22 protein-coding genes and 2 pseudogenes are annotated in these 26314 nt (G+C 66.3%); 14 read left to right on the plus strand and 10 right to left on the minus strand.

Going from position 1 to position 26314, the window contains the following annotated elements; translation table 11 throughout:
• Positions 1-2: 2 nt before the first annotated feature.
• Positions 3-1040: an aldo/keto reductase gene (locus HWX39_RS02535; RefSeq protein WP_175965413.1), complete on the minus strand. Its 1038-nt coding sequence runs from the start codon at positions 1038-1040 to the stop codon at positions 3-5.
• Between the two features lie 130 nt (positions 1041-1170).
• On the opposite strand from HWX39_RS02535, the gene HWX39_RS02540 reads away from it, so the two are divergent.
• From HWX39_RS02540 to HWX39_RS02550, 3 genes are all read left to right on the plus strand, one after another.
• Positions 1171-2058, plus strand: a complete 888-nt coding sequence (locus tag HWX39_RS02540) for a LysR family transcriptional regulator (RefSeq protein WP_175965414.1) — start codon at positions 1171-1173, stop codon at positions 2056-2058.
• 173 nt (positions 2059-2231) lie between these two features.
• Positions 2232-2531 (plus strand): helix-turn-helix domain-containing protein, encoded by a 300-nt coding sequence (locus tag HWX39_RS02545; RefSeq protein WP_175965415.1) that lies wholly within the window; start codon positions 2232-2234, stop codon positions 2529-2531.
• A 20-nt stretch (positions 2532-2551) separates the two neighbouring features.
• Positions 2552-3904 (plus strand): pyridoxal-dependent decarboxylase, encoded by a 1353-nt coding sequence (locus HWX39_RS02550; RefSeq protein ID WP_175965416.1) that lies wholly within the window; start codon positions 2552-2554, stop codon positions 3902-3904.
• Positions 3905-3987: 83 nt separating this feature from the next.
• Here HWX39_RS02550 and HWX39_RS36610 read toward each other — a convergent pair whose 3' ends face one another.
• Entirely contained in the window at positions 3988-4113 is a 126-nt protein-coding gene (locus HWX39_RS36610; protein ID WP_279613057.1) for a hypothetical protein, read from the minus strand.
• Positions 4114-4130: 17 nt separating this feature from the next.
• On the opposite strand from HWX39_RS36610, the pseudogene HWX39_RS36745 reads away from it, so the two are divergent.
• Together HWX39_RS36745 and HWX39_RS02555 are read left to right on the plus strand one after the other, a co-directional pair.
• A pseudogene (locus tag HWX39_RS36745) lies at positions 4131-4262 on the plus strand (Zn-dependent hydrolase); the annotation flags it as partial.
• Between the two features lie 119 nt (positions 4263-4381).
• Positions 4382-4849 (plus strand): cupin domain-containing protein, encoded by a 468-nt coding sequence (locus HWX39_RS02555; protein WP_175965417.1) that lies wholly within the window; start codon positions 4382-4384, stop codon positions 4847-4849.
• Positions 4850-4857: 8 nt separating this feature from the next.
• On the opposite strand, the pseudogene HWX39_RS36750 reads toward HWX39_RS02555, so the two are convergent.
• Positions 4858-5150 (minus strand): annotated as a pseudogene (locus HWX39_RS36750) (metalloregulator ArsR/SmtB family transcription factor); the annotation flags it as partial.
• Between the two features lie 121 nt (positions 5151-5271).
• Here HWX39_RS36750 and HWX39_RS02565 point away from each other — a divergent pair.
• Positions 5272-6099 (plus strand): SDR family oxidoreductase, encoded by an 828-nt coding sequence (locus tag HWX39_RS02565; protein ID WP_175965418.1) that lies wholly within the window; start codon positions 5272-5274, stop codon positions 6097-6099.
• A gap of 79 nt (positions 6100-6178) precedes the next feature.
• Here HWX39_RS02565 and surE read toward each other — a convergent pair whose 3' ends face one another.
• The 3 genes from surE to HWX39_RS02580 all read right to left on the minus strand — a co-directional run bounded on the left by surE (position 6179) and on the right by HWX39_RS02580 (position 8176).
• Positions 6179-6958, minus strand: a complete 780-nt coding sequence (surE, locus tag HWX39_RS02570) for a 5'/3'-nucleotidase SurE (RefSeq protein WP_175965419.1) — start codon at positions 6956-6958, stop codon at positions 6179-6181.
• Positions 6959-7140: 182 nt separating this feature from the next.
• Positions 7141-7449 carry an AzlD family protein gene (locus tag HWX39_RS02575; protein WP_069250570.1) on the minus strand — a complete coding sequence of 103 codons (309 nt, stop codon included), beginning with the start codon at positions 7447-7449 and terminating at the stop codon, positions 7141-7143.
• Entirely contained in the window at positions 7442-8176 is a 735-nt protein-coding gene (locus tag HWX39_RS02580) for an AzlC family ABC transporter permease (RefSeq protein WP_175965420.1), read from the minus strand. The genes HWX39_RS02575 and HWX39_RS02580 overlap by 8 nt, the downstream gene beginning before the upstream one ends.
• Positions 8177-8300: 124 nt before the next feature.
• Here HWX39_RS02580 and HWX39_RS02585 point away from each other — a divergent pair, with 124 nt between their 5' ends.
• Together HWX39_RS02585 and HWX39_RS02590 are read left to right on the plus strand one after the other, a co-directional pair.
• Positions 8301-8759 carry an Lrp/AsnC family transcriptional regulator gene (locus tag HWX39_RS02585; protein WP_012365188.1) on the plus strand — a complete coding sequence of 153 codons (459 nt, stop codon included), beginning with the start codon at positions 8301-8303 and terminating at the stop codon, positions 8757-8759.
• 232 nt (positions 8760-8991) lie between these two features.
• A complete protein-coding gene (locus HWX39_RS02590; protein WP_175965421.1) occupies positions 8992-9561 on the plus strand; it encodes a hypothetical protein in 570 nt (189 codons plus the stop codon).
• Positions 9562-9683: 122 nt separating this feature from the next.
• Here HWX39_RS02590 and HWX39_RS02595 read toward each other — a convergent pair whose 3' ends face one another.
• The 3 genes from HWX39_RS02595 to HWX39_RS02605 all read right to left on the minus strand — a co-directional run bounded on the left by HWX39_RS02595 (position 9684) and on the right by HWX39_RS02605 (position 11145).
• Positions 9684-9959, minus strand: a complete 276-nt coding sequence (locus tag HWX39_RS02595; RefSeq protein ID WP_244134923.1) for a helix-turn-helix transcriptional regulator — start codon at positions 9957-9959, stop codon at positions 9684-9686.
• Positions 9956-10324, minus strand: coding sequence for a type II toxin-antitoxin system RelE/ParE family toxin (locus tag HWX39_RS02600; protein ID WP_175965422.1), 369 nt, complete (start codon positions 10322-10324; stop codon positions 9956-9958). Before HWX39_RS02600 ends, HWX39_RS02595 begins: the two co-directional genes overlap by 4 nt.
• Positions 10325-10512: 188 nt before the next feature.
• A complete protein-coding gene (locus HWX39_RS02605) occupies positions 10513-11145 on the minus strand; it encodes a LysE family translocator (RefSeq protein WP_175965423.1) in 633 nt (210 codons plus the stop codon).
• A gap of 304 nt (positions 11146-11449) precedes the next feature.
• Here HWX39_RS02605 and HWX39_RS02610 point away from each other — a divergent pair, with 304 nt between their 5' ends.
• From HWX39_RS02610 to HWX39_RS02630, 6 genes are all read left to right on the plus strand, one after another.
• Entirely contained in the window at positions 11450-13207 is a 1758-nt protein-coding gene (locus HWX39_RS02610; RefSeq protein WP_244134879.1) for a ShlB/FhaC/HecB family hemolysin secretion/activation protein, read from the plus strand.
• A gap of 63 nt (positions 13208-13270) precedes the next feature.
• The gene (locus HWX39_RS02615) at positions 13271-16780 is read left to right on the plus strand and encodes a GLUG motif-containing protein (RefSeq protein ID WP_175965424.1); all 3510 of its coding nucleotides are present in this window, start codon (positions 13271-13273) and stop codon (positions 16778-16780) included.
• 584 nt (positions 16781-17364) lie between these two features.
• The gene (locus tag HWX39_RS02620) at positions 17365-20469 is read left to right on the plus strand and encodes an ATP-binding protein (RefSeq protein ID WP_175965425.1); all 3105 of its coding nucleotides are present in this window, start codon (positions 17365-17367) and stop codon (positions 20467-20469) included.
• A gap of 104 nt (positions 20470-20573) precedes the next feature.
• Complete coding sequence (locus tag HWX39_RS36060; RefSeq protein WP_244134880.1) at positions 20574-20771, plus strand: hypothetical protein; 198 nt, start codon at positions 20574-20576, stop codon at positions 20769-20771.
• 341 nt (positions 20772-21112) lie between these two features.
• Positions 21113-21784, plus strand: a complete 672-nt coding sequence (locus tag HWX39_RS02625) for a response regulator (RefSeq protein WP_175965426.1) — start codon at positions 21113-21115, stop codon at positions 21782-21784.
• 181 nt (positions 21785-21965) lie between these two features.
• Entirely contained in the window at positions 21966-25031 is a 3066-nt protein-coding gene (locus HWX39_RS02630) for a hybrid sensor histidine kinase/response regulator (protein ID WP_175965427.1), read from the plus strand.
• Positions 25032-25121: 90 nt separating this feature from the next.
• Here HWX39_RS02630 and HWX39_RS02635 read toward each other — a convergent pair whose 3' ends face one another.
• Positions 25122-26135 (minus strand): fimbrial protein, encoded by a 1014-nt coding sequence (locus HWX39_RS02635; RefSeq protein ID WP_175965428.1) that lies wholly within the window; start codon positions 26133-26135, stop codon positions 25122-25124.
• Between the last annotated feature and the right edge of the window lie 179 nt (positions 26136-26314).

Raw genomic sequence — 26314 nt, forward strand, 5'->3', positions numbered from 1 at the left:
GCTTACCCGCGCAGCGGCGGATTGAGTTGCGCGAACGCCTGCTGGCGGCGATACGGGAAGTACGGATAAGGTGCTTCCACCGCGCTCGCCGCGTCGAGTTTCGCGATCTGCGCATCGGTCAGTGCCCAGCCGGCCGCGCCGAGGTTCTGCCGCAGCTGTTCCTCGTTGCGCGCGCCGATGATCACCGACGACACGGTCGGGCGCTGCAGCAGCCAGTTCAGCGCGATCTGCGGTACGGTCTTGCCGGTTTCCTCGGCGATCGCGTCGAGCGCATCGACCACGTCGTACAGGCGCGCGTCGTCGACCGGCGGCCCGAAGCCGGCCGTTTCATGCAGGCGGCTGCCTTCGGGCAGCGGCGCGTTGCGCCGGATCTTGCCGGTGAGCCGGCCCCAGCCGAGCGGGCTCCAGACGAGCGCACCGAGCCCTTGGTCGGCGCCGAGCGGCATCAGGTCCCATTCGTAGTCGCGGCCGACGAGCGAGTAGTAGACCTGGTTCGCCACGTAACGCGACCAGCCGTGCTGATCGGCCAGCGCCAGCGATTTCATGATCTGCCACCCCGCGAAGTTCGACACGCCGATGTAGCGCAGCTTGCCCGCGCGCACGAGATCGTCGAGCGTCGACATCACTTCCTCGACCGGCGTGCCTGCGTCGAACGCGTGGAGTTGCAGCAGGTCGATGTAGTCGGTGCCGAGGCGGCGCAGCGCGTGGTCGACGGCGCGGACCAGCCGCGCGCGCGACGTGCCCGCGTCGTTCGGGTCGGCGCCGGTCGGCAGGCCCGTCTTCGTCGAGATCAATACCTGGTCGCGGCGTCCCTGGATCGCGGCGCCGAGCACGCGCTCGGATTCGCCGTCCGAATACACGTCGGCCGTGTCGAACAGGTTGACGCCGGCCTCGAGGCAGATGTCGATCAGGCGGCGCGCTTCGTCGACGCCCGTGTTGCCCCATGCGCTGAACAGCGGGCCGGTGCCGCCGAACGTGCCGGCGCCGAAGCTCAGGACGGGAACCTTGAGGCCGGAGCGGCCGAGGGTGCGGTATTCCATGGCGGGTTTTCCTTTGGGTAATCGCAGTGTCGAGGGGCGCCGCGTGGCCAGGGGTCGCCACACTGTATCGCTTGTGGATATTCCGGATAATTGGGCAGACTTCGAAAATATCGTTCGGAAGAGGCGAATAATGCTGCTCGATAATCTCGCGCTGTTCCTGCGCATCGTGGAGAAGGGTGGGCTGGCCGTGGCGGGCCGAGAGTTCGGGCTGTCGCCGGCCACGGTGTCCGAGCGGCTGACCGCGCTCGAGCGCCACTACGGCGCGGCGTTGCTCACGCGCACGACGCGCGCGATCAGCCTGACCGACGAAGGCCGCATGCTCGTCGACGGCGCGCGGCGCCTGCTGGCGGAGGCCGATGAACTCGAAAGCCGCGTACGGCTGGGGGCGCAGTCGCTGTCCGGGCCCGTGCGCCTGAGCGCGCCGGCCGATCTCGGGCGCGAGCGCGTGGTGCCCGTCGTCGACGCGTTCCTCGCCGAGCATCCTGGCGTCACGGTCGATCTGCATCTCGGCGACGGTTACGTCGATGTCGTCGGGCAGGGGCTCGATTTCGCGATCCGGCGCGGCACACTCGCCGACAGTTCGCTGCGCAGCCGTTCGCTCGGCCGGGCGCGGCGCGTGGTGTGCGCGTCGCCTGCGTATCTCGCGGCGCACGGCACGCCGCAGCATCCGGACGAACTCGCCGCGCACGACTGCATCGTGATGCGCTTCGGGCCGGACCTGTATGCCGAATGGCCGTTCAGCATCGATGGCGAACTCCGGCGCGTGACGGTGCGCGGCCGCCGTGTGGCCAATGATGGCGCGCTCGTGCGCGCATGGTGCGTCGCGGGGCACGGCGTCGCGCTGAAGTCGCTGGTCGACGTCGAGCAGGATCTGGCGTCCGGCGCGCTCGTCGAGATCCTGCGCGCGTTCTCGCCGGGCGACGTCGATTTGCAGATCGTCTATCCGGGCAACGCCGTGCAACCGCGGCGCGTGCGTGCGCTGATCGACAGGTTGGCGCAGGCGCTGGGCGAGGCGTAACGGGCAGGTTCATGCGGTCTGCCGCGCGTTGCGGCGCGTGTCTCGCCACGATCGTGTCGAAGGCCGGCGTGACGATCCGGCGGCGCGATGCCGCCAGTTGAAACCGGCGTTCGCGCGATTGCACACATTTCGTCATTTGGCTAATATTCAAAACGTTAAATGAAACCGAACCCATGGACGACGTCACCCGCATCAGCGCACTGGCCAACGAAAGCCGCCTGGCCGTGATGCGCTGGCTCAAGCAGCCACGCGAGCATTTCCCGCCACAGCCGCACGGCGATTTCGACGCGCTCGGCGTGTGCTGCACGTACATCACCGAGAAGCTCGGCATCGCGCCGGCCACGACCACGCGCCACATGCGCATCCTCGCGGATGCCGGGCTCGTGCAGGCGACCCGCGTCGGCAAGTTCACGTACTACAAGCGGATCGACGGCGCGCTGCAGCAACTCGGCCGCGATCTTTTGCAACTCTGACTCCCACGAAGGCAACCGACATGGACGAACTTGCATTGCTGGCCGACGCCGACCGGCGCGCGCACGCGTACCTGGCCGCGACGAACGAGCGGCGCGCGTTTCCCGACGCGGCTGCATTGGCCGGCCTTGCGGCGTTCGACGAGCCGCTGCCCGATACGGGCCGCGCGGCCGACGACGTCCTGCGTCTGCTCGACGAGCGCGGCACGCCTGCGACCGTCGCGTCGAACGGACCGAACTACTTCGGCTTCGTGATCGGCGCCGCGCTGCCGGCCGCGGCGGCGGCCGAGCGGTTGATGCTCGCGTGGGACCAGTGCGCATCGTCGTATGCGAATTCACCGGTGGCCGCGACGATCGAGCGCCAGGCCGCGCGCTGGGTGGTCGACGTGCTCGGATTGCCCGAAGGGAGCGCGGTCGGCTTCGGCACCAGCGCGACGGCCTGCACGCTCGTCGCGCTGGTGGCCGCGCGGCGCGCGCTGCTCGCGCGCAAGGGCTGGAACGTCGACGAGGACGGCCTGATCGGCGCGCCCGAGGTGAAGGTCGTGATCTCCGAACTCGCGCACATCACGGTGAAGAAGGCGCTGCGCGTGCTCGGTTTCGGGCTGAAGCGCCTCGTCGTCGCGCCGGTCGACCCGCACGGCCGCATCGACCCGGCGCAGATGCCGCCGCTCGACGACATGACGATCCTCTGCGTACAGGCCGGCGAAGTGAACACCGGCGAGTTCGATCCGTTCGCGGCGCTGATTCCCCCCGCGAAGGCGGCCGGCGCATGGGTGCACGTCGACGGCGCGTTCGGCCTGTGGGCGCGTGCATCGTCGAAGCGCGCGCTGACGGACGGCATCGACGGCGCGGACAGCTGGACCACCGACGGCCACAAGTGGCTCAACACGCCGTACGACGGCGCGATGGTGATCTGCCGCGACGCGGCCGCGCTCGCGACCGCGATGAACAGCGACGCCGTCTACCTGAGCGGCGCGCAGGACGCGCAGAAGAACCTGAACCTCGAATTCTCGCGACGCGCGCGCGGCATCCCCGTGTGGGCCGCACTGCGTTCGCTCGGCCGTGCCGGCGTGGCCACGATGGTCGAGCGGCATTGCGCGCAGGCGGCGCGCGTCGCGGACGGGCTGCGTGCCGCCGGCTACGACGTGCTGAACCGCGTCGTGCTGAACCAGGTGCTCGTGCGCGCCGGCACCGACGATGAGACGGCTGCGATCCTCAAGGCTGCGCAGGCATCGGGCGACGTGTGGTTCGGCGCGACGGTGTGGCAAGGGCGGCCGGCGTTCCGGATCAGCGTGTCGTCGTGGCGTACCGAAGACGCGCACATCGATCGTCTCGTGGCATTGCTGACGGAGTTGCGCGGCGAGCACGTGCGTTGAACGGCGACGCCGCGGCGGCGCGCGCGGAGGTTCACTCCGTCACGCGCGGCGCGTTTCGCGTATGCGCCGGATATGCCGCATCGTCAGCGCACCGGGTCGGGAAGCGCGTGCATCGGGAACTCGAACGCGGCTTCCGCCAGCCCCTCGATCTCCGCTTCCCCGACCTCCAGATGACCGTCGAGATCGCCGCGATCGTCGAGCACGGTCATGCGTTCGACGCCGATGCGCGCTTGCCGCGATGGTGTTCGTGCCGTGCAAGGCCGGCTTGAGCCACGACGAAGCTGAAAATGCCGAGCCGATGCCCCTCGCACAAGGTGCGCGGGTGCTGGCGAACCTGCTGGCCGATTGCGTGCGTTAGCCACGCGCGAGGGCGGGGCTCGCAATGCCTCTGCAAGCGTGAAAATGGCGGAAAATAGCCGCTGCGCGCGCCACGCCGGCGCAGCGTTCAAACGAAGCATTCACGCTTGCGAGAACCCCATGTCGACTCCCTTTCCCCGGGAACTGTTGAAGGCCGCCGATATCGCGAAGATGGAACCGGTGCGCGCGGTGCATTCGCTGAATCCCAATGCCGTTCGTCTCAAGCGACAACTCAGCGACCTGACCGGCCTGACGCAATTCGGTGTTCACCTGCTCACGCTGATGCCCGGACACGAATCGGCCGAGTATCACCGTCACCTGTACGAAGAAGAGTTCGTGTACGTGCTGTCCGGTACCGGCGCGGTCACGATCGGCGAGCGCACCGATGCAATCGGGCCCGGCGATTTCCTGGGCTTTCCGCGCGGCGGCGAAGCGCATACGGTGCAGAACACCGGCGATACGCCGCTGGAGCTGCTCGTCGGCGGGCAGCGGCTCGAGCACGACGTCTGCGAATACCCGCGAGTCGGCAAGCGGCTCCATGTCGCGGGCGAACTCGAAGACTACGTCGATCTGCCGAAGCGGCCTTGATCGCCCAAGTAGTCGCCCATCACCTTGTTGATCTCGTCGACGTTGCGCTCGCCCACGCGGCCGAACGCCTTCATCGGCGAGACGAACTCGCTGTCGCCGGCGAGGCGATACACGATGTGCCGGCCGCGCCGCTCGGTATCGACGAGGCGCGCGCGCCGCAGGATCGGCAGGTGCCGCGACGTGTTCGCGAACGTCATCCCGACAGCGCCGTCAGTGCCTCGACCGAGCGCTCGCGCTGTGCGCGGTGCTCAGGCAATTCGCGCCGGTTCGGATGACCGGGCGCTTGCGCGAGCTCGGCCATGCGACCGGCGCGCTGTCGGCCGGCCTGATGGCCGACCGCTTCGGCTTTGCCGCCGCGACGTTCGCGTCAGGGGCGCCGTCGCGATTATGATGCGGGAACGCCACTAGCAGGGTTCTTCGATATGGACGCGCCGCTTCCGCCGATCGCTGTTCCGATTCCCGAAACGGAACCTGAAACCGAGACCGAAACCGTTGCCGAGCCGCGCGCGTCGCGGCTGCATCGCCCGGTCGCGCTCGTCACCGGATCGACGTCGGGGATTGGCGCGGCGGTTGCGCGCCGGCTGGCGGCGGACGGCCATGCGCTCATCCTGCATTCGCGCCGCTCGGCGGACGTGGGGCGTGCGATGGCGCGCGAACTCGGTGCGGCCTATGTGCAAGCCGATCTCGCCGACGACGCCGAGCGCGTGCGCTTGATCCGCGAAGCCGTTGCCGTGCACGGGCGGCTCGACGTGCTCGTCAACAACGCGGGCGCCAGCCACGTGATTCCGCATGACGATCTCGCCGCGGCGACTCCCGACGTGTGGCGCGAGATGCACGAGATCAACGTGATCGCACCGTTCCGGCTCGTCGCCGAGGCGGAGGCCGCGCTGCGCGAGGCGGCGTCGCACGGGCGGGCCGGGTGCGTGGTGAACGTCAGCTCGCATGCGGGCGTGCGGCCGAAAGGCGCGTCGATTCCATATGCGGCGGCGAAGGCCGCGCTGAATCACACGACGCGGCTGCTCGCGCGCACGCTTGCACCGGCGATTCGCGTCAATGCGGTCGCGCCTGGGCTCGTCGATACGCCGCTTACGGCCGACTGGACGGACGCGCAGCAGCTTTGGCGCGAGCGCGCGCCGATGCGCCGCGCGGCGACGCCGGACGACGTCGCGCAGACGGTCGCGGTGCTCGTCGCGTCCGACTACGTGACGGGCGAGATCGTGATGCTCGACGGGGGAATGAACCTGACATGATGCGGTGAAGCAGCCGCACACCCGCGCGCAGGTGTCTCGCGCGCGCTGACCGCGACCGCTTGCTGGCCGGATGAAGCGATCAGCCGAGGCGTGACCGCAGTTGCGCGAGCGCCTGATCGTGCGTGCGCTCGAACTTCAGCGGCGTGACGGCGACATACCCTTCACCCAGCGCGACCGTTTCCGAATCCGCATCGTCGTCGCGCGGCGCACGTGCGAGCTTCAGCCAGTGATACTCGAAGTCGCGCGGGTCGCGCCTCGACACGATCTCGACGCCCTGCAGCGTACCGGCGCCCTGGTTCGTCACCTTGAGGCCACGCACGTCCTGCGCGGGCCGCGGCGGGAAGTTCACGTTCAGGCACGCATCGCTGTCCCAGCCGGCGGCAACGAGCCGGCGAATGACGTCCGGCGCAAGCGCGAGCGCGGTGTCCCACGGCACCGCGTTGCGATCGGTGAAGGCCTGGCTCAGCGCGATGGCCGGCACGCCGACCAGCATGCTCGTCATCGCGGCGCCGACCGTGCCGGAAAACACCGTTTCGGTACCGAGGTTCCCGCCGCGATTCACGCCGGACAGCACGATGTCGGGCCGCGCGTCCTTCATCAGGTGGCCGATCGCGATCGCGACGCAATCGCCGGGCGTGCCGCGCACCGCGAAACGGCGTTCGCCCTTGCGATGCACGCGCAGCGGGTCGTGCAGGCTTAGCGAATGCGACGTGCCGCTCTGGTCTTCAGCCGGTGCAACGATCCACACTTCGCGCGCCAGTTGCGTGGCAACCTGTTCGAGCACGTCAAGGCCGGGGGCATCGAATCCGTCGTCGTTGGTGAGCAGCACACGATCGAATAGCGGGCGGGTTTCTTGCATCGGGACGATCCTCGTGGAGATGGGCAATGAGAGGGGGGCGTGCGGTATGGCGCAAGCCACAAGGCTAGCATTCCCGCGTGAGGATCGTCGTGTCGCGCGATTGGCGCGGATGCGAAAACGGGCGCATCGCGCGCCCGTTGGTCGGTGTGCGTGCCGCGACGGGCGCGGCGGGCCGGAACCGTTCAGCCGAGCAGGTGCCGCAGCAGGCCGGCCGACACGACGCCGACGATGACGGTCGGCAGGATCGACAGGCGCGTCGCCGCGATCAGCGTAACGGCCAGCGCGAGCAGGTCGGCCGGGCGCGTCGACACGAAGGCCGGCGCGATCACCGAGATCAGCACGCAGCCGGGCACGTTCTCCATCACCGACGCCATCCGAGGGCTCAGCGTGCGGTTGCGCAGCAGCACGTAGCCAAGGATGCGCGACAGATACGTCGTCGACGCCATCAGCACGATCGTCGCGACGGTGCTGAAATCCGGGAAATCAGGCATCGCGCGGCTCCCACAGCAGCGCGGCGATCAGCCCCGCGCAGGCGCCGGCCGCGACGTACCACGCGCCGGGCACGGCCAGGTGCGTGGCTGCGGCGACGACGAGGCTCACGAACCACGGGCGGCTCGCGCGCATCCCTTTCCACATCCCGCGCAGCAGCACCAGGAATACCGCCGTGAACGCCATGTCGAAGCCGTACTGCTCGACGTTGCCGATCGTCGGGCCGACCGCCGCGCCGAGCGTGGTCATCGAGATCCACGTCAGGTAGAGCCCCACGCAGATGCCCGCGTAATAGGGCACGCTGATGTGCGTGGCCGAGCGCGCCCGGGCGTCGGCGAGCGACATCGCCCAGCTTTCGTCGCACATGAAGAACAGCGCGAAGAGCGCGCGGCGGCGCGGCAGGCGGCGGATATACGGCTCGAATGCGGCGCCCATCAGGATGTGGCGCGAATTCACGAGGAACGACATCGCGACGATCAGCGCGATATGCGGCGGCGATGTCCACAGATGGATCGCCGCGAATTCGGAGCCGCCGCCGAAGTTCATGCCGGTCATCATCGGCACTTCGAACAGGCTCAGCCCTTTCTGCGCGGCCTGCGCGCCCAGCACGAGCGCGAACGGCACGAAACCCAGCATGACGGGCAGCGCCGCGCGCAAACCGCGACCCATCTCGGCGACATAGGCGGGCTTCTCGCGAAGCCCTGACGACGTTGAAACGCTACTGCTCATTACTCCTCCTTCGGGGGAGGAATTGTCTGCTTTTTTGACTCGAATCGGGTTGCGTTGTGGCCAGATTTTTCTCAAAATTTGGCATTGAACGCGTGATAAGCAAATTTTTTGGAATTGAATGCCAATGAAACTTGACGCCATCGACCGCCGGATCCTGAGCGCGCTCCAGCGCGACGGCCGCATGCAGAACGTGGAGCTCGCACACGAGGTCGGGCTGTCGCCGTCGCCGTGCCTGCGGCGCGTACGGCTCCTCGAGGAAGCCGGCGTGATCGAGAAATACGTGGCCGTGCTGAATCCCGCGAAAGTCGGCAAGGGGCTGACGATCTTCACGCGCGTGTGGCTGAAGGGGCAGGACGCGGAATCGGTGAACCGCTTCGCCGAGGCCGTCCAGCAGATGCCGGAAGTCGTCGAGTGCCACCTGATGGCAGGCGATTGCGATTTTCTGCTGCGCGTCGTCGCGGCCGACATCGACGACTACCGGCGCTTCCAGATGGAAACCCTCACGCGCATTCCAGGCGTGCTGAGCGTGAAGACCGACATTCCGATGCAGAAGGTCAAGCTCACGTCGGCGCTGCCGACCTAGCTCGATGCGGGTGCGTGTCATGCGACGGACGGGTCGACGAACGGTCACGGCTCGGTGACAATCGGTCGGTAGACTGACGAATCGCAGCGCTTCGAACCGGTTGCCTGAGCTGTCGCGCGACGTTCGATGCGCAAGCAACTAACGGTCAATGCCGACGCGATCGGGCAGGCGGTGCCGCGCGCCGGGTCATGCGCCGGCGCCGGCGCGGGCGTTTCTTCTTGTCGGGCCATTCATGCAGCCAATCAACACGCCGTGGAATTCGCTGGAAATCGTCAAGCTCGTGCTGGGCGTGCTGACGCCGTTGTCGGTCGCGTGTCTCGGCTGGCTCGTCGCGCGCCGGCTGAAGCGGCTCGAACTGGTGCAGTGGACCAACCAGCGATTGATCGAGAAGCGGCTCGCGCTATACGACGCGGTTGCGCCGCAGCTCAATGCGTTGCTGTGTTTCTACACGTGGATCGGCTACTGGAAGGACATCTCGCCGGACGACGTGATCCGCGCGAAGCGCGACCTCGACCGCACGTTCCACATCTACCGCTACCTGTTCGACGACGACGTGTACGACGCGTATCACACGTACATCCACGCGCTGTTCGACATGCATACGGGCCCGGGCCGCGACGCGCGGATCCGTTCGCTGATCCAGGCGCCCGACGGTGATCGGAGCGTGCACGGCTCGTACGAATGGAAGCCCGCGTGGTCCGAGCGCTTCTCGACCGCGAATGTCGTGCCGAAGGACGACGTGTTGCGCTTCTACACGCAGTTGATGGAGCGGCTGCGCGTGGCGCTGGGCGCGACGCGCTGAAGGCCGGCATCGCGCGTCGCGACGATGTCGCGTGCGACTGACGGCTCACCTGCTTCGCCTCCCGGCTGATCCCCGCCCGCGCACCGACGGCCGATTCATGCATGGCCGGGCGTGGGTGCGATTCAGGCAAACGAGATCACGAGTTTCTTGCCGCACGCGGCGGCATACTTGCGCAGCGTCTCGATCGATGGAGAGTGCCGGCCTGTCGCGAGCGCGCGTTCAAGCCGCGTGACGGCAGGCGCCTTCGTGCCCATGCGCTCCGCCACATCGGCTTGCGAAAGACCGGCGGCTCGCCGGGCGGCCAGCATTGTGTCGAGCAGCGCGAATTCCTCGCGGTTCAGCCGGTCGTATTCGGCACGTACCTGCGGATCGGACAACGCGCTCGCGCAGTGCCTTATAGGTTGCCATCACGAATCTCCTTCAATCGGCGGCGCGCAGTTTCCAGCTCTTTCTGCGGCGTTTTCTGCGTCTTCTTCAAGAAGCAGTGAAGCAAGACGATCCGCCGGTTGACGGCCGCACAGTAAAACACACGGGCGATACCTTCCTGGCCCTTCCGGCGCATTTCATACAACCCGTCGCCCATCGGCCTGGTGTGAGGTTCGCCCGGATTCGGGCCGTACTGCTCCATACGGTCAGCGAGTGCGAAGAACCTGGCGGTCAGCGTCTTCGGCAACGCAGACACGCCTGCCTCGACTTGCTCGCTGAAGAAATGGATTTCATACGCGACGGTTCGCGTAGTAACAAATTTGTTATTTCCTTGCAAGAAGGAGCGCCGTCGCGTCTGTCATGAGGGCGGCTCGTCGAATGCACGGAAGCACCGGAGAAACGTCTGGACGTTTCTCCGGTGCTTCGTTGCCGATGTACGAGCCAGATTGTTTGCCGGCGGGCTGAATTCGACTAGTTGTCCGAATGGATATCAGGTCTGCCGGCGTGCTTCGGGAGGCGGGGAGATCAGTTCCGTCCCGCCACCGCGAGTCGCGCGGCGAGCCCCACGAAGACCGCGCCGAGCAGGTATTGCGGCAGCTTCGACGGACGGCGGCGGGCGCCGATCCGCCGGCTCAGCCGGCTCGCGGACAGGATGACCGCGCCGTTCACGACGAGCCCGATCAGGTTCAGCACCGTCGCGAGCACGAGAATCTGCACGGCGATCGAACCGTGCCCGGGCCGCACGAACTGCGGAAACAGCGCGAGCACGAACAGCGCCATCTTCGGGTTCAGCAGGTTCGTCGTCAGCCCCTGTCGGAAGATCGTCGCGATCGAGTGGCGGCGCTGCGACGCGACGGGTGACGGCGCGGTTGCATCCGAACGGAACGTCTTCCACGCGAGATACAGCAGATAGGCAGCGCCCGCGAAGCGCACGACGTCGTACGCGATCGGCACCGCGAGAAAGAGCTGCGACAGTCCGAGCGCGGCGGCGAGCGCATGGCAGTAGGTGCCGGCCTGAATGCCGGCAAGCGTCGCGAAGCCCGCGCGCCGGCCCTGGCTCACGCTGCGGGACGCGATCAGCAGCATGTCGGGGCCCGGCGTGGCGGTCAGCGCGAGACATGCGCCGGAGAACAATGCGAGCGTGGAGAAGTCGATCATGGGCGTCCCTCTTGCGTGAGCGGCGTAAAAGGAATGCCACTTTAGGCGTGCCGCCGCAGGTGGTCAACCGTGCTCGCGCGATGATCGGGTCGACGGCCGGCTTCCATCCTTTCGATCAATCGGACGCCGTCTTTACCATTCGCACGCCTCGTGCGGCCGCGCCAGCAATTAACAATTTAGTCACGAATTTTCGTACGTGATCTAAATACATGCGAAATGTCCGTCTGTAGCATTCGGCGCTTGAGTTACCGCTGGCAAGTGCCTTGCCGGCAAGGTCCGAATGTGTTCCATGTGGGTAGATCATATGCAAATCGTCGACCGCCGTCGGGCCGACATTGGTCGCGTCGAAGCGACACGGTCGCGCGAGGCCGGTTCGCGTTCGGTGTCGTACAACGTCGGCGTGGTTCCGCGGGTTCGCCGCGTATTGTGCGCGGCGCTGATCTGCGGCGGTGCCGCGAGCCTGTTCGAGCCGGTTCATGCACAAGTGCCGGATGCGGGGCGCGCGATGCGCGATATCGAGACGCCGCGGCCGGATCTGCCGCCTGAAACCGCGCCCGAGCTTACGATCGCGCCGTCGGAAAAGGCCGCCGAGAGCGCACCCGAGTCGGGGCCTCGCGTGCTCGTTCGCGCATTCGCGCTCGACGGCAACACCGTGTTCGGCAACGACGAGTTGCAGCCGCTCGTCGCCGATCTTGCGGGCAACACGCTGGGTTTCGCCGATCTGCAGCGCGCCGCCGCGCGCATCACCGCCTACTATCGCCGCCATGGCTACGTGCTGGCGCGCGCCTACCTGCCTCGCCAGGACATCGACGACGGCGTCGTGCGGATCGAAATCGCCGAAGGGCGCTACGGCTCGATCACGATCCAGAATCATTCTCGCGTGTTCGATGCGGCGCTGCGCCAGCCGCTCGCCGCGCTGCATCCGGGCGACGTCGTACGCGGGTCCGCTCTCGAGCGCAGCCTGTTGCTGCTCGACGACCTGGCCGGCGTCGCCGCGCGCGGCACGTTGCGTCCGGGCGATACGCCCGGCACCACCGATCTCGTCGTCGACGCCGACAAAGGGCCGCTCGCGTCCGGGTCGCTCGAATTCGACAACTTCGGCGACGCAGCGCTCGGGCGCTACCGTGTCGGCGGCAGTGTCGACGTCAATTCGCCGCTGCGGCTCGGCGATCGCCTGAGCCTGCGCGGGCTTCTCAGCAACGAGCTGCAGCGCTACTACCGTGCCGCGTACCAGCTACCGGTCGGCCCCGCGTCTACGCGAGTCGGCGTCGCGTATTCGTCGCTGCGCTACCGGCTCGGCGGAGCATTCTCGGATCTCGATTCCAGCGGCCGGGCGAGCGTGCAGACCGCGTACGTGACGCAGCCGCTCGTGCGCGCGCGAAACCTGAGCGTCACCGCGCAGATCCAGTACGAGAACAAGAACCTGCGCGACGACTATGGCGTGTTCGACATTCGGCGCGACAAGAACGTCGGCCTGTGGACCTTCGGCGTCAGCGGCAACAGTCAGGACGGCTGGCTGGGCGGCGGCCGCAACGGGTTCTCGGTGATGTTCGGTGTCGGGCGGCTGCGCAGCAACGATCCGTTCGAAGCGGATGCACTGAAAAAATCGATCGGCAGCTTCACGAAGCTGAACGTGAGCGCGCTGCGGGTGCAGGCGCTGGGGCGCCGGTTCGAGTTGTACACGCAATTCAGCGCGCAGCTCGCGTCGCGCAATCTCGACGAATCGGAGAAGTTCAGTCTCGGCGGCCCGTACGGCGTGCGCGCCTACGCGCTCGGCGCCGGCAGCGGCGACCAGGGCTGGCAGGCCAGCGCGGAGTTGCGGTATCTCGTCGCGCCGGGATGGCAGGTCAGCACGTTCGTCGACGCCGGGCGCGTGCAGGCCGACAAGTTTCCGTGGACGCGTGGGCGAAACATGCAGCACATGCAGGCCGGCGGTGTCGGCGCGAGCTGGTTCGGCGCGAAGCGCCAGGTGACGCTGACGGCCGCGTGGCCGCTCGGCGCGGCGTTCGGCTCGCCGACCCGCGCGCCGAGCGTATGGGTTCAGGCCGCTCAGTATTTCTGAGCGTGCGTGATCGGTCCGTCCGGCAAGGCGGGTTCTATAAAGCAGATTGAAGAGGATACCAAAATGAATAAGGCCTATTCACTGGTGTGGAATGAAGCCCAAGGCGGCTGGTGCGCAGTCGGGGAAACGGCGCGCCGTCGCGGCAAGAAGAGCGGCGGCAAGCGCCTGCTTGCGGCGGGTGTGTCGCTGCTGGGGCTGGCGGCAGCGTCGGGCGCGTACGCGCTGCCGACGGGCAGCGAGATTGCGTCGGGTAAGGCGGACATCGCGACGTCGGCGGACGGCAAGACGATGTCGATCAACCAGCACACGGACAAGCTGATCACGAACTGGCAGGACTTCAGCATCGGCGGCGGCGAGCGGGTGTCGTTCCAGCAGCCGACGAGCCAGTCGATCGCGCTGAACCGGGTGGTCGGCGCGAACGGCAGCCAGATTCAAGGTCAACTGGACGCGAACGGGCGCGTGTTCCTGGTGAACCCGAACGGGGTGATGTTCGGCGCGGGCGCGCAGGTGAACGTGGGCGGCCTGGTGGCGTCGACGCAGAACCTGTCGGACGCGGATTTCCTGGCGGGCCGCTACCGGTTCGCGGGCACATCGGGCCAGTCGGTGGAGAACGCCGGGACGATCGCGGCGGCGGACGGCGGCAGCGTGGCGCTGCTGGGTGCGCGGGTATCGAACACGGGCGTGATCCGTGCGCAGATGGGCCGCGTGGCGCTGGGCGCGGGTAATGCGTTCAACGTGAACTTCGACGGCAACGGGCTGCTGAACCTGCAGGTCGAAGGCGGGGCGGTGGACGCGCAGGCGCACAACGGCGGGCTGCTGAAGGCGGACGGCGGGGAAGTGCTGATGACGGCGCGCGCGGCAGGCGATCTGCTGGGTTCGGTGGTCCGGAACAGCGGCACGATCGAGGCGAAGGGGCTGAGCAGCCGCGCCGGGAAGATCACGCTGGACGGCGGCGAGGTTCAGGTCGGCGGGAAGCTGGATGCGAGCGCGCAGGACGCGTCGACGGCAGGCGGCACGGTGACGACGCGCGGCGAGCGGGTGGCGGTGTCGCGTGACGCGCAGGTGGACACGCGCGCGGCGTCGGGTCAAACGGGCCTGTGGACGATCGAGGCGGCCAACGCCGGGGTCGGCGGCACGGTTGCGGGGGCCGGCAAGCGCGGTCTCGTCATCGGAGGCGGGATCAGCGGCAATACCGGCAACGGAGGTACAGGCGTAATAGTCGGTAGCGCCGATGGTGCGATCGACGGGGAGACGCTGTCGCGCAACCTGGGCACGACGAACGTTGCGCTGACGAACACGTCGGGCGACCTGACGGTGGGCGACGCGGTGACGTGGGCGAGCAACAACGCGCTGGCGCTGACGTCGAAAAAGGGCAGCGTCGACGTGAAGCAGTCGCTGACGGCGAGCGGCGCGAACGCAGGCATGACGATGAACGCGGCGCAACAGATTCGCGTCGGTAACAAGGTGACGCTGACGGGCGAAAACGCGAGCCTGGCGTTGAACTCGGGCAGCGGCCATACGCTGACGAACGACGATGCGGTGGTGACGCTGTCGGGTCGCAACGCGTCGTTCTCGGCGAACGGCGAAGCGTATGGCGTGATCCACGATCTCGCGGGGCTGCGTGGTGTCGACGGCAACATGAACGGCCGCTACGTGCTGGGCAATGCGATCGACGGCAAGGGTGCACAATTCCGCAGCCTCGGCGGCAACCGTGAGATGTTCGGCGGTGTGTTCGACGGTCTGGGCAATACCATCGGCAATCTGTCGGTCTCGAATCCCGGTAGCGCGACCGTCGGGTTGTTTGCGGTCAACGGCGGCCGTATCTCCAACCTCGTGCTGGACAAAATCACGGCGCGCGGCCTGGTCGGGCAAGTCGGCTCGCCGGTCAGCGTCGGCGCATTGGCCGGCTACAACGTAGGTGATATCACGAACGTGAAGGCGAAAAACGTCGTGGTGAGCGGCGAGGGCCGCGCGATCGTTGGTGGTCTCGTCGGCAGCAACCTGAGCGGACGGATCGATCGTGCATCCGTTTCGGGCCGCGTCGAAGGCGGCAAGGAGGCGATGTATGTCGGCGGTTTGGCGGGAGAAAACCGTACGTTCCTTTCGCCGGATCGTGGCGAGGCGACCATCAGCAACAGCCAAGCAGACGTACAGGTCAGCAGCGGGTCGTCCGGCGTTACGGGCGGCCTGGTCGGTATCAACCGGGGCGCCATCACGGCGTCGACGGCCGCGGGCAGCGTCAGCGCCCTTGCCGCCGGCGCGCGCGCCGGCGGCCTCGTCGGCTACCATGAAGGCGGCAGCATCAAGGCATCCTCGTCGTCCGCGAGCGTGCGGGCTGGCCATGACGCGACGGCGGGCGGGCTCGTCGGCTACAACGCCGCGTCGATCGAGGCATCCGACGCGACCGGCGGCGTGACCGTGGGTGACAACGCCAAGGCGGGCGGCCTGGTCGGGGAGAATGCCGGCAAGATCGCTGCATCGACGGCGGGTGGTAATGTCGTCGCCGGCAAGTCGGCCATCGTCGGCGGGGTCGCCGGCGTCAACAGTGCGACGATCCTGGCGTCGACGGCGAACGGCGGCGTTCAGGCCGGTAACTCCGCGGTGGCGGGCGGGCTCGTGGGATACAACGCGGGCACGGTTCGCGCATCCACCGCAAACGGCAAGGTCTCCACAGGCGCCGACAGCGAACTGGGTGGCCTCGTCGGCCGTAACGCCGTCCTTGGCCAGGTGATCGCGTCGAGCGCGAACGGCAACGTGGACGGGCGCGACAACGTGAAGGCCGGCGGGTTGGTCGGCTTGAACGACGGCGCGATTGACGGTTCGTCGGCCACGGGGACGGTCAAGGTCGGCGCGCGGAGCGTGGCGGGTGGCCTGGTCGGCGTCAACACCAAAAGCGTGACGTCGTCCGATGCACGCAGTCCGGTTATTGCCGGCGTATCGAGCACCGTGGGCGGCCTGGTCGGCGAAAACAGCGGCGAGGTGGTCGCTTCCTCGGCGGCTGGCAGTGTATCGACCGCTGCGAACGGCATCGCAGGCGGGCTCGTCGGCAAGAACTCGGGCAAGGTGGCGAGTGCCAGTGCGCGCGGGAGTGTCAACATTGCCGGTGCGGGCAGCGCCGGCGGCCTGGTCGGGCGCAACGAAGGCCGCGTGTCGTCGTCGAGCGCGTCGGGCGACGTCGTCGCGGGCGCCGATAGCTACGTCGGTGGCCTGGTCGGGCAGAGCGTCATGAGCGCATCGATCGATGCGTCCGACGCCTCCGGTTCCGCGAAGGGCGGTGATTGGAGTAATGTCGGCGGCCTCGTCGGCGAAAACGACGGCAAGGTCGCGTCGTCGTCGTCGTCAGGTACGGTGTCCGGCGGGCGCGGTTCCCGCCTGGGCGGCGTGGCAGGCGCAAACTTCGGCAACGTCGATCGTTCGAGCTCGAGCAGCCGTATTGCCTACACGGCTGGCTACGACCAGTGGTACGGCGGGCTGGTCGGCCTCAACTTCGGCTGGATGCAAGGCAATAGCGTGAGCGGAAGCGCGGCGACGGTGCCGCTCGCGGGCCTCAATTTCGGCGGAATCCGGAACTGATCGGTCCCGTTCCGGGAGGCGGGTTTCGTTGCAGTGACGCTCGCCTCCCGGGCACATCGCGTTGTCGCGGCTTCGAGCGACGCCCGTTCGGCATAGGTGCCGGACGGGTTGGCGACTGGCGATGGCTGCACGCGCGCCATCGCCGGCTCGGTTTTCACCGCAACGATGTTTTTCAAGGGTTCTTCACGTCGATCCGCGAAGAACCCTTTCTTTTGGCAGCGAGCCGGGTACGGCCGGAAAATCGAGTGGCAGTCGGTATTGGCCGCCGTCGTTACGCATCAGCTAGCCGCGCGGCCGGGGCTATCTCTAAAAAACTCCAGCCCAATGTGTTGCCTGAGCGGCTAACCCGCCGAACGCTCTGTCAACGCAATGCGAAACAAACGACTCGAATTTACCGCGTCAAAGTTCGTTCAAGTCCGAAATTTTGATGCCGCCAGTTTTGACGTGTACGAAATAGTTCGTACGATGAGGACACCCCCGCAGGCCTTTGGCATGATCGGAAATCCCATTATTCCAGGTGTTTTCCGAGGCGATTGCGAGTGCCGGAACGACGTCGTTCCGGCACTCGCAATCGTTGCCGCGCCATGTCGCAGAGCCCGCTTCAATCCCTTCGTCGCTATCAGAGCATTTCGGTGTTCGGCGGCGGCATCGTCGTTACCGTCCTTGTCCTGATCGCTTGCGGTCTCGGGATGGCGTCGATCGTCTCGGGCTATGTCGAGGGGCAGCGGCGCAACTACCTGAACGGCCTCGAGCAGACGCTGAACGAAATCCAGGTAAGCGAAACCTCGTTCCGCAACGGCGTGGCGAATGCGCAACTGATCTGGCAGGAGGCCAGCGCCGCGCCGGCGGCGGTCGTCGACGAATTCTTCCTCAACGACCAGCGCGTCGCGACCCGTCCGCATCCGTCGCTCGTCGTCGGCGTGCCTGCGCGTACCGGCGATCGGGCCGAAGTCGCGCGCTATCTGTCGCTGTCGGTCCTGTTGGCACGCATCTGCGCGGCCAGTTCGCTCAATCGCGGCCGTACGCTGGAGGGCTACCACTACAGCACGCGCACGGGCTTGTTCGCGCTGATACCCCATCGGGATCGCGACGATCCGGCGCTGGTTTCGCCGGAAAGCCGCGCACGCGTGCTGGATGCGCTGCGCGTCGATTTCGAGCGCCCCTATCCGGGCATTGTCGACGCGCGCCCGCACGTGCGCTGGCTGGCGCCGTTCACCGATCCCGTGTCGGGGCAGCCGCGCATCCGGATCGCGGCCGAGGCGCGCGACAACGGCAAGCCGTTCGCGGTGCTCGTCACCGAGTATCCGCCCGATTACCTGCTGTCCTGGCTCGCCGACTATCGCCCCGAAGGCATGTTCTACATCACGACGGCCGATGGCCACCTCGTCACGATGGATCCCACGGCGGGCGAAACCGGCCGCGTGGAAAGCCTGCTGAAGCTGAACCCGTGGCGGGGCGGCGCGTCGTCGTCGAGCGCGCCCGTGTTCCGGGACGGCTTCCTGCTGTTTCACGGCAAGCTCGAATCGACGGGCTGGACGCTTGCCTATGCGCTGTCGTGGACCGACATCGCGGCCGGCGTCGCGCGCTCGGCCGGTACGCTCGGCGCCGCGACGCTACTCGCGCTCATGGTCATGTGGGGGTTGCTGCTGCGTTTTCATCGGCGGGAGTTCGTGCCGCTCTACGCGCACTCGCAACGTGTGTTCGACAGCGAAGCGCTGTGCCGCAGCGTGATCGAGATGGCGCCGATCGGACTCGGGCTGATCGCGCGCGACGACGGGCGTTTCATGCTCGTGAGCCCCGCGCTGACGGACATGATCGGGCGGATCGGCGGCGACTATCACGCGCTGTCGAGCCAGGTGATCGACGCCTGGCAGGCGCGCGGCGATGCAGGCGGCGTGCAGCACGACGGCCTGCTGCTGGGCGACGTGCAAGCCGCGCCGATGCACCTCGAGTTCATTGCGTGCGGCGCGCGCTATCAGGGCACGGACGTGCTGATCGTCGCGGTTGCCGACGTGACCGCCAAGCGGCAGCTCGTGCAGAAGCTGGAAGAGGCCGTGCGCGCGGCCGATTCGGCCAATGCGGCGAAGTCGTCGTTTCTCGCGGCGATGAGCCATGAAATCCGCACGCCGCTGAACGTGATTCTCGGCAACCTGGAACTGCTCGAGCGCTCGGCGCTCGATGCGGTCCAGCATGACCGCGTGCACACGCTGCGGGCGTCGGCGACGAGCCTGCTCGCGCTCGTCAGCGACATTCTCGATTTCTCGAAGATCGAAGCCGGCGCGATGTCGGTCGAATCGATCGCGTTCGACGTGACCGCGGTGGTCGAGCGCGAACTGAGCGCGTTCGCGACGATCGCGAAGGCGAAGGGGGTACAGCTATTCTGCGAGATCCATACGAGCAGTACGCAACAGATGCGCGGCGATCCGACCCGGTTCGCGCAAGTGCTCCGCAACCTGCTGAGCAACGCGCTCAAGTTTACCGACGTCGGTCGCGTGACCGTGCGCGTCGCGGTCGTTGCCGAAGGGCACGACGCGCCGGAACTGTCGGTCGAGGTCGAGGACACCGGCATCGGCATCGCCGCTGAACATCGACGCAAGCTGTTCAAGGCATTTTCGCAGGTCGACGCGTCGATCACGCGGCGTTACGGCGGCACCGGGCTCGGGCTTGCGCTGTGTGACCGGCTTGTCACGGCGATGGGCGGCCGCATCGCGGTGGAGAGCAAGCCGGGCGCCGGCAGCCGTTTCATGGTGCATCTGCCGCTCGGCATGGACATCGCCGCGCTCGACCGGCCGCGCACGGCTCATCCACACGCACTGGCGCTGATCGCCGCGCATCCCGGATGGCGCGATTTTGCATTGCCGCATCTACACGCATGGGGCTTCGACGTCAGCGTGTACGACAGCCCGGCGAGTCTGCCGGCCGGCATGGCACGACGCGGTGCGGTCGTGCTGTTCGGCGATTCCGACACGTGGTCGCAAGCGGATCTGAACAGCCTCGGCGATTGCGCGCCGCTGATACTCGCGATACCCGACGGCCCGCTCGAACCGTATCGCGCGGGCGACACCGTGCGCGTGTCGAGTTACTCGCTCCGCGGCTTGCGCGCCGCGTTGGCGCTTGGCGGCACGATGGGCGATGAACGCGGGATCGATGGCGTATCGGGCGATGACCTGCGGGGTGGGGATTCGCACGCTCACAATTCGGCGCCGGCCGCAACGTCGCGTGATGCGGCCGCGTACGGCAGTTGCGTATTGCGCGTACTCGTCGCAGTCGACGAAACCATCAACGGCTCGATTTTCAGCGAGCAACTGTACGCGCTCGGTTGCACGGCAGCCAAGGTCGGATCGGGGCGCGCGGCGCTCGAATCGCTGGCCAGCGGCGGCTGGGACGTGCTGCTGATCGGCGACGATCTGCCCGACATGCGCGCGCACCAACTGGCGGAAGCGGCACGCGGCGTCGATGCCGCGTGCGACGTACTGGTCGTGACGTCGCATTTGACGCCTGAAGGCATGCACCGCTGCACGGCAGCCGGTGTTCGCCGCGTATTGACGAAACCCGTGACGCTCAGGCACCTGCGCGGCGCGCTTGCGCATGCGTTGCAGCGGCGTGCCGCGACTTCGGCGAAGGAGCCATGCGCGGCCGCGTGCCCATTGGGCTCAACCAATCATGAAACGGTTTTGCATGACAAATAGCCAACAGCAACGAACGCATCGACAAGTATTCGAGACAACAACAGCGGCAGGGTGCCGACGCACGTCGCGCGGCAGATTTCAAATCAATACTGGAGGGGAACATCGTGCGTCATGTAGGGAAGATATTCGCACTGTTGCTCGATTTCGCCGCACTTTCTGAGAAGTCTCGCCGGGAATTCCTGACGATGATGAACGAGTTTTTGCTGATGTCACCGATTCAGAGGCGACGTGCGCTGATCGAATGGAAAAATAGGGCGGATGGCAACTCGCATGACCTGCCCGGCGATTCGAGCCGCCAATAGCGCGTCGGGGCGCGGCGCAGCCGCGCTACGAGAGCGTTCGGCAGGACGACGTCGCAGCCTTCCGTAACGGCTTCGAGCCGTCGTGAGCTTCGGCAAATCTGCGCGGTGCGGCCGTGCGGCCGTGCGGACGCGTCGTGCGTACCGCGGGCGCCGGCGCATTGTCCGCCGCGCGGCCATGCTGCCACGCATCGATTGCGGGGCAAACCGGGATTTATCTTAAAATTGAGGCACTATTTGTCCGGTGCGCCGAATATGGCCAGCCATCGACACGATGGCGCGAGCATGCTCCCCGTCGCGGCGGGGACCGGATGCGTGACTGAAAGCCTCGGGGAAACAGGAACATGGACGAATTCTTTGTGCGCGTGATGGTAGCCGATGATCATCCGGCGTCCGCGCTCGGTATCTCGCAAGCATTGCAGGGCAACAGCACGATCAAGCTCGTGGGCACCGTTTCGAACTCGACGGATCTGGTCACGGCGCTTGATGGGCAACAGAGCGACGTGCTCGTGCTCGACTATGTGATGCCGGGCGGCAAGTATGGCGACGGGCTCGTGCTGCTGTCGTTCCTGCAGCGTCGCTATCCGGCGCTGCATATCGTGACGATCACGATGATCGACAATCCGAGCGTGCTGCGTGCGATCCACAAGCAGGGCGTGAGTTGCATCCTCAGCAAGTCTGACGCGATCTCGCACCTGATCGGCGCCGTGCATGCCGCGTACGTCGGCGCGAACTACATGTCGCCGTACATCAAGCAGCTCCTGCAGGACATCAATTCCGAGCCGACTGCCCGCGCACTGACGACGCGCGAGATCGAGGTTGTCCGTTTGTTCGGCGCGGGCTACACGGTGGGAGAGATCGCCGCGCAGCTCCATCGCAGCAAGCAGACCATCAGTTCGCAGAAGTCGAGCGCGATGAAGAAACTCGGGATCGTTCGCGATGCGGATCTGATCCGTTACAACGACGAGCAAAACCTCTCCGGCGCGCCTGACGGCGATGCGTCGTCGGCGGCGTGACGCGCGCGAGGGCCAGTTGCCGCTCTGGATCCGCTTCAGCGCTGACGCCGCCGAAGTGAAGCAATGCGTGTGGGTGGACGCACGCCGCGCGACATGACCACCCTGTTTTCAAGGGCGCCGACGCGCCAGTATCGGCGAATGATGCGGTTTGCCCGGCCACGAGCGACGAGATCGATACGACATGCCCGCAAAGCTGAAAAGACTTGTTTCTCACGTCGCCGTGGCGGTTCACAAGCCATTCGAGCCGGGGCGCGTCCGGCGGCAGCAGCAGTTCCTGCTGTACGCAAGCGGCGCGGCGGTCTCGGCGTTCATTCTGGTGTGCGCGACGCTCGTCGTGCTGCTCGACGTGCAGGAATCCCTCGAGCGCTTCCGTATCGAGTTCACGGAGCGCAAGGCCGAGCTCGTCGCCGAGCTGGAGGTCATGAAGGCACTGCAGAATCGTTATGTCGAGGACATGGAGCTACTTTGGGCAAGCGTCGCTGAAAATGCGCCGGGCCAGCCCGGGTTGCTCGAAGGCAAGCGCGGCAAGCAGCGGTTCGTCGGGCGGATCGGGCGAGTGGCGGTTGCCGCGTTCGCCGACATCCCGTCGGCGGATTCGACGAACACGCACCTGCCGTACCTTGCGCGCTTTCTCGAGCGGGTCGAAGTGACTGGTGTCCTGGCGCCGCCGCAACCGGCCGATCCCGGGTTGACCGGTTATATGATCGATCCGAACGGCGATTTCCTCGTCGAGACCGGGTATCCGCTGGTGAAGCGATCGCTCGCGTTGCCGGCCGGTTTCGACGTGAGGGCACTGATCCGGCAATTGAGCCCGATGAAAGACGGTGCGTCCGTAGCGGCGACGCTGGCCGTTCCCGGCAGAAACACGATTATGCTGGACCGTCGATTCGACCCGGTGCTCGGGCGCTCCGTGCTGCGGCTGGTGCAATGGATGCGTGGCGCGAGCGGCAGGCCGGTCGCCTGGTTGGTCATCAACAGCCGGCCGCAGACAGACGAGATTTTGCGCTCGCCGGGCGTCGGCAGGGAATATGCACTCGTCGACTCCGACGGAAATCTCCTGATCGGCAGACAACCCGACAGCACGATGGTGGCCCGTGCGCTCGGTCATGCGCGCCGCGCGCCCGGCGAGAAAACGGTTGCACATCGGGTCGGGATGAACTTCTTCGTCAGCGACATGCTCCCGGGGGCGGACGAAGTGGTGATGGCGACCTTCTCGTGGCGCGGCGTGCTGAGCGACATCGCTACGCGCGTGGGCGTGACGGCCGGTTCCGCGCTGCTGACAATCGTGCTGCTGTGGGTTGCAATCGTGACGTTCGACCAGCGCGCACTGCGTCCGGCGAACCGGCGAGCGATTCGCCTGATTGAAAGCGAGGCGCTCAACCGGACGCTGATTCGCACGGCGCCGGCCGGGCTCGTGCTGCTGTCGTTCATCGACGGCGAAGCGATCGTGCGCAACGACGCGGTGATCGCGTACGAGCGGGACGTGTCGGGCGAACCGCTCGGCAAGCGGTTGTGGCGTGCGTACCGGGACGGCGCGCCCGCCGGCAACGCACGCAAGCGCGTGACGCGAGAGCTGGCCGTCGAGCGCGAGGGACACGGCACCGTCTATCTCGACGCGCACATCGTGCGCACCAAATACCGCGGGATCGATGTGCTGCTATGCACGCTGCTCGACATCACGGCCCGCAAGCAGGCGGAGGATAAGCTGCGCGAGGCGCGCGAAGCCGCAGAACTCGCGAACAAAGCGAAATCGACGTTCCTTGCGACCATGAGCCACGAGATCCGCACGCCGCTCAACGCGATCATCGGCAACCTGGAGTTGATGGAGCGCGCGCCGCTGCCGGCGCCGCAGCGGCGGCGTCTCGGGACGATCGTAACGTCGTCCGATGCGCTGCTGCGCGTGATCAACGACGTGCTCGATCTATCGAAGGCCGAGTCGAACCAGATGGTGCTGGAGAGCATTCCGTTCGACCTGCGTCGTGTCGTGAACGACGTGGCCGCGATCTTCCGCCCGCTCGCGGACGCGAAAAACCTGGCGCTGACGTGCCGCATTGCTTCGGATCTCGCCGATGGTTACGTAGGCGATTCGACCCGGCTGCGGCAACTGGTGTCGAACTTGGTCAGCAATGCGATCAAGTTTACGAAGCGCGGCGGCGTGACGATCGACGTGCGGCTTGCACAGGAGGGCCCGGCCCGTGGTGGCGTCGAAATCACCGTCAGCGATACGGGCATCGGCATTCCCGAAGACAGCCTGCCGACCCTGTTCGACGTTTATGTCCAGACCGATGCATCGATCTACCGGCGCTTCGGCGGCACGGGGCTCGGGCTGCCGCTGTGCAAGCGCATCGTGACGCTGATGCGTGGCGAGTTGAGCGTCGACAGTCGTCTTGGTGAAGGCACGCTTTTCGTGGCCGAGTTGCCGTTGCCCGAAGCACCGTCCGGCTGGCGAGACGATGCGCCGGAACTCGGGACGTTCGCGGAGACCGCGCGAGGATACGACACGGAGGCGGACTCCGAAGCCTGCGCGGAGGCTGCCGCCGAGGCCGACGATGAAGAACCGCTGCAGGTGCTTGTCGCCGAGGATCATCCGGCAAGCCGGGCGTTGCTGCGCGACCAGCTCGACGCGTTGGGCTACGACGCGACGATCGTTTCCAACGGCATCGAGGCGATGCGCGCCTTCTTCGAGCGACCGTACGACGTCGTGCTGACCGATCTCGGCATGCCGGAGCTCGACGGCTTCGCACTCGCGAACTTCCTGCGAGAGCAGGGCGCGCGGGTGCCCGTGATCGCGATGACGGCACACGCGACCGACGAGGATCGCCGGCGCTGCGAACAGGCCGGCGCCGTGGAAGTCGTGCTCAAGCCGCTGTCGATCGAGACACTCGACGCTGCGTTGCGGCGGCATGCGGGACGCGAGGCGACGTCGCCTGCGCCGGCGCACGTGCGGGCGCCTGTCGCGCCCGTAATGACCGACGAGGTGCGGCGCACGCTGCACGAGGCGACGCTGCATTCGCTTGCGGCGATCGGCGACGCGCTCGTGAGCGGCGACGTGGATACGCTACGCATCGAACTGCATTCGATGCGCGGCGGCTTCGCGCTGGCGGGCGACACGGAGGCGCGCGATGCGTGCGCGGAGATGGAGCGGATCGTGAACGAAGGAGGCGCGGACGCGATAAACGCGCTCTGGCCGGGCATTCAGAGCCGGATCGAACAGGCGTTGAGCCGATTGGCTGAAGACGGGGAATAAGCACCTCGCAGGAAGGCGAACTGCGATCGAACATTTGCTTCGAGGATCATGCGTTGCCTAGTGTTATGCACGATCCTCGCTGCCTTCCCGCTATTGATAGCTCATCGTGAACGTGGCAACCGCGTTTGCCGCCCCGCCCTTCAATGTGCCGGTCTGGATATAACGTGCGGTCAATGGAATCGTGAATACCCCCTGTCCTTGCGGGATATTGCCGGCTTTCCATTGATTGGGGTTTGACTGATCGCTGGAATCCGGACCGAAACCCAGTGGCGTCCCGTTTTTCAGAATCTGGACGGCGACGCCCGATGCCTTGGAATCCGGTGTGAGCGACAGCAGGTTCGAACGGTTGCCGGAATTGGAATTGTCGGTCAGCGTTACATATGCGTTGGTCGATGTGCCTTCGTCACCGCCTAAGCAATTCAACTGAATGCTGAAGTCGCGCTCGGGTGTGGTGCCGCCGACACCGCCGAAGTCGCGCGACGTGAAGTTACTACCTGTCGGGCTCATCTTGACGTCGATTTGCTTGGTCGCAACCGCGCAGGTCGGCACCTTTGGTTTGATCTCGATCGAACCAGCGATACGGAACGAAACAGCCTGCCACTTTTTCCGAATCCAGCCGCCAGCTACTTCGCCCCGCAACGAGCCTGCTGCAGTGATCGGGCCGACCTTTATGAATTCGATGCGCAGCGGCGTATAACCAAATGTGATGCGTTGATTCCCATCTCCCCATTCGATCGGCCACCACTTGCCTGCTGAAGATTCGTAGCGTATACGTATGCCGACACCGGAAACGGACGTCGAATAGGTGTTATATACAGGGTCCACTGATTCGTTCAATCGTCCTTGGAATATGCCGCCGGTAGTTGAACCCGGGCAAGATATGGTCAGACTCGTATTCGCCGCTAATGGGACCACACTACTAGCGAGCACGGTGCCGACCGGCACCGACGGATTGAATTCGGGCGTTGCGTAACTGCTGACAGTGATGACGCGAGTCTCCTGTTTATTGTTGTCTTCCCAATGGCATGGCTCCCCGGGCCAATCGGCCGAGGCAGGCGACACCATAGCGCCAAACAGGACGGCTGGAAGAATAATCGTGCGCATTTGCGGACCCCATGAATTTCTGTTGAGACACTCAGACTCAGTCAGTCTGAATGTCGGGTTTCTGATGTTGAGCAGACAGCGTATTGCGTCCTGCTTACATAGCCTTTGTCATGTCGCGTAGCCCCTGGTTGCCTTCATACGCGCCTTCATCCCGGCAAACCTGTAAGTGGCGCGAGTGA

It is taken from the genome of Burkholderia sp. BCC0322, from assembly GCF_902833045.1.
Classification (GTDB): domain Bacteria; phylum Pseudomonadota; class Gammaproteobacteria; order Burkholderiales; family Burkholderiaceae; genus Burkholderia.

Excerpts from the sequence above, each read along its gene's own strand:
- HWX39_RS02535 (WP_175965413.1), bottom strand. The coding sequence starts at position 1,040 with ATGGAATACCGCACCCTCGGCCGCTCCGGCCTCAAGGTTCCCGTCCTG.
- HWX39_RS02540 (WP_175965414.1), top strand. The coding sequence starts at position 1,171 with ATGCTGCTCGATAATCTCGCGCTGTTCCTGCGCATCGTGGAGAAGGGT.
- HWX39_RS02545 (WP_175965415.1), top strand. The coding sequence starts at position 2,232 with ATGGACGACGTCACCCGCATCAGCGCACTGGCCAACGAAAGCCGCCTG.
- HWX39_RS02550 (WP_175965416.1), top strand. The coding sequence starts at position 2,552 with ATGGACGAACTTGCATTGCTGGCCGACGCCGACCGGCGCGCGCACGCG.
- HWX39_RS36610 (WP_279613057.1), bottom strand. The coding sequence starts at position 4,113 with ATGACCGTGCTCGACGATCGCGGCGATCTCGACGGTCATCTGGAGGTC.
- HWX39_RS02555 (WP_175965417.1), top strand. The coding sequence starts at position 4,382 with ATGTCGACTCCCTTTCCCCGGGAACTGTTGAAGGCCGCCGATATCGCG.
- HWX39_RS02565 (WP_175965418.1), top strand. The coding sequence starts at position 5,272 with ATGGACGCGCCGCTTCCGCCGATCGCTGTTCCGATTCCCGAAACGGAA.
- surE (WP_175965419.1), bottom strand. The coding sequence starts at position 6,958 with ATGCAAGAAACCCGCCCGCTATTCGATCGTGTGCTGCTCACCAACGAC.
- HWX39_RS02575 (WP_069250570.1), bottom strand. The coding sequence starts at position 7,449 with ATGCCTGATTTCCCGGATTTCAGCACCGTCGCGACGATCGTGCTGATG.
- HWX39_RS02580 (WP_175965420.1), bottom strand. The coding sequence starts at position 8,176 with ATGAGCAGTAGCGTTTCAACGTCGTCAGGGCTTCGCGAGAAGCCCGCC.
- HWX39_RS02585 (WP_012365188.1), top strand. The coding sequence starts at position 8,301 with ATGAAACTTGACGCCATCGACCGCCGGATCCTGAGCGCGCTCCAGCGC.
- HWX39_RS02590 (WP_175965421.1), top strand. The coding sequence starts at position 8,992 with ATGCAGCCAATCAACACGCCGTGGAATTCGCTGGAAATCGTCAAGCTC.
- HWX39_RS02605 (WP_175965423.1), bottom strand. The coding sequence starts at position 11,145 with ATGATCGACTTCTCCACGCTCGCATTGTTCTCCGGCGCATGTCTCGCG.
- HWX39_RS02610 (WP_244134879.1), top strand. The coding sequence starts at position 11,450 with ATGCAAATCGTCGACCGCCGTCGGGCCGACATTGGTCGCGTCGAAGCG.
- HWX39_RS02615 (WP_175965424.1), top strand. The coding sequence starts at position 13,271 with ATGAATAAGGCCTATTCACTGGTGTGGAATGAAGCCCAAGGCGGCTGG.
- HWX39_RS02620 (WP_175965425.1), top strand. The coding sequence starts at position 17,365 with ATGTCGCAGAGCCCGCTTCAATCCCTTCGTCGCTATCAGAGCATTTCG.
- HWX39_RS02625 (WP_175965426.1), top strand. The coding sequence starts at position 21,113 with ATGGACGAATTCTTTGTGCGCGTGATGGTAGCCGATGATCATCCGGCG.
- HWX39_RS02630 (WP_175965427.1), top strand. The coding sequence starts at position 21,966 with ATGCCCGCAAAGCTGAAAAGACTTGTTTCTCACGTCGCCGTGGCGGTT.
- HWX39_RS02635 (WP_175965428.1), bottom strand. The coding sequence starts at position 26,135 with ATGCGCACGATTATTCTTCCAGCCGTCCTGTTTGGCGCTATGGTGTCG.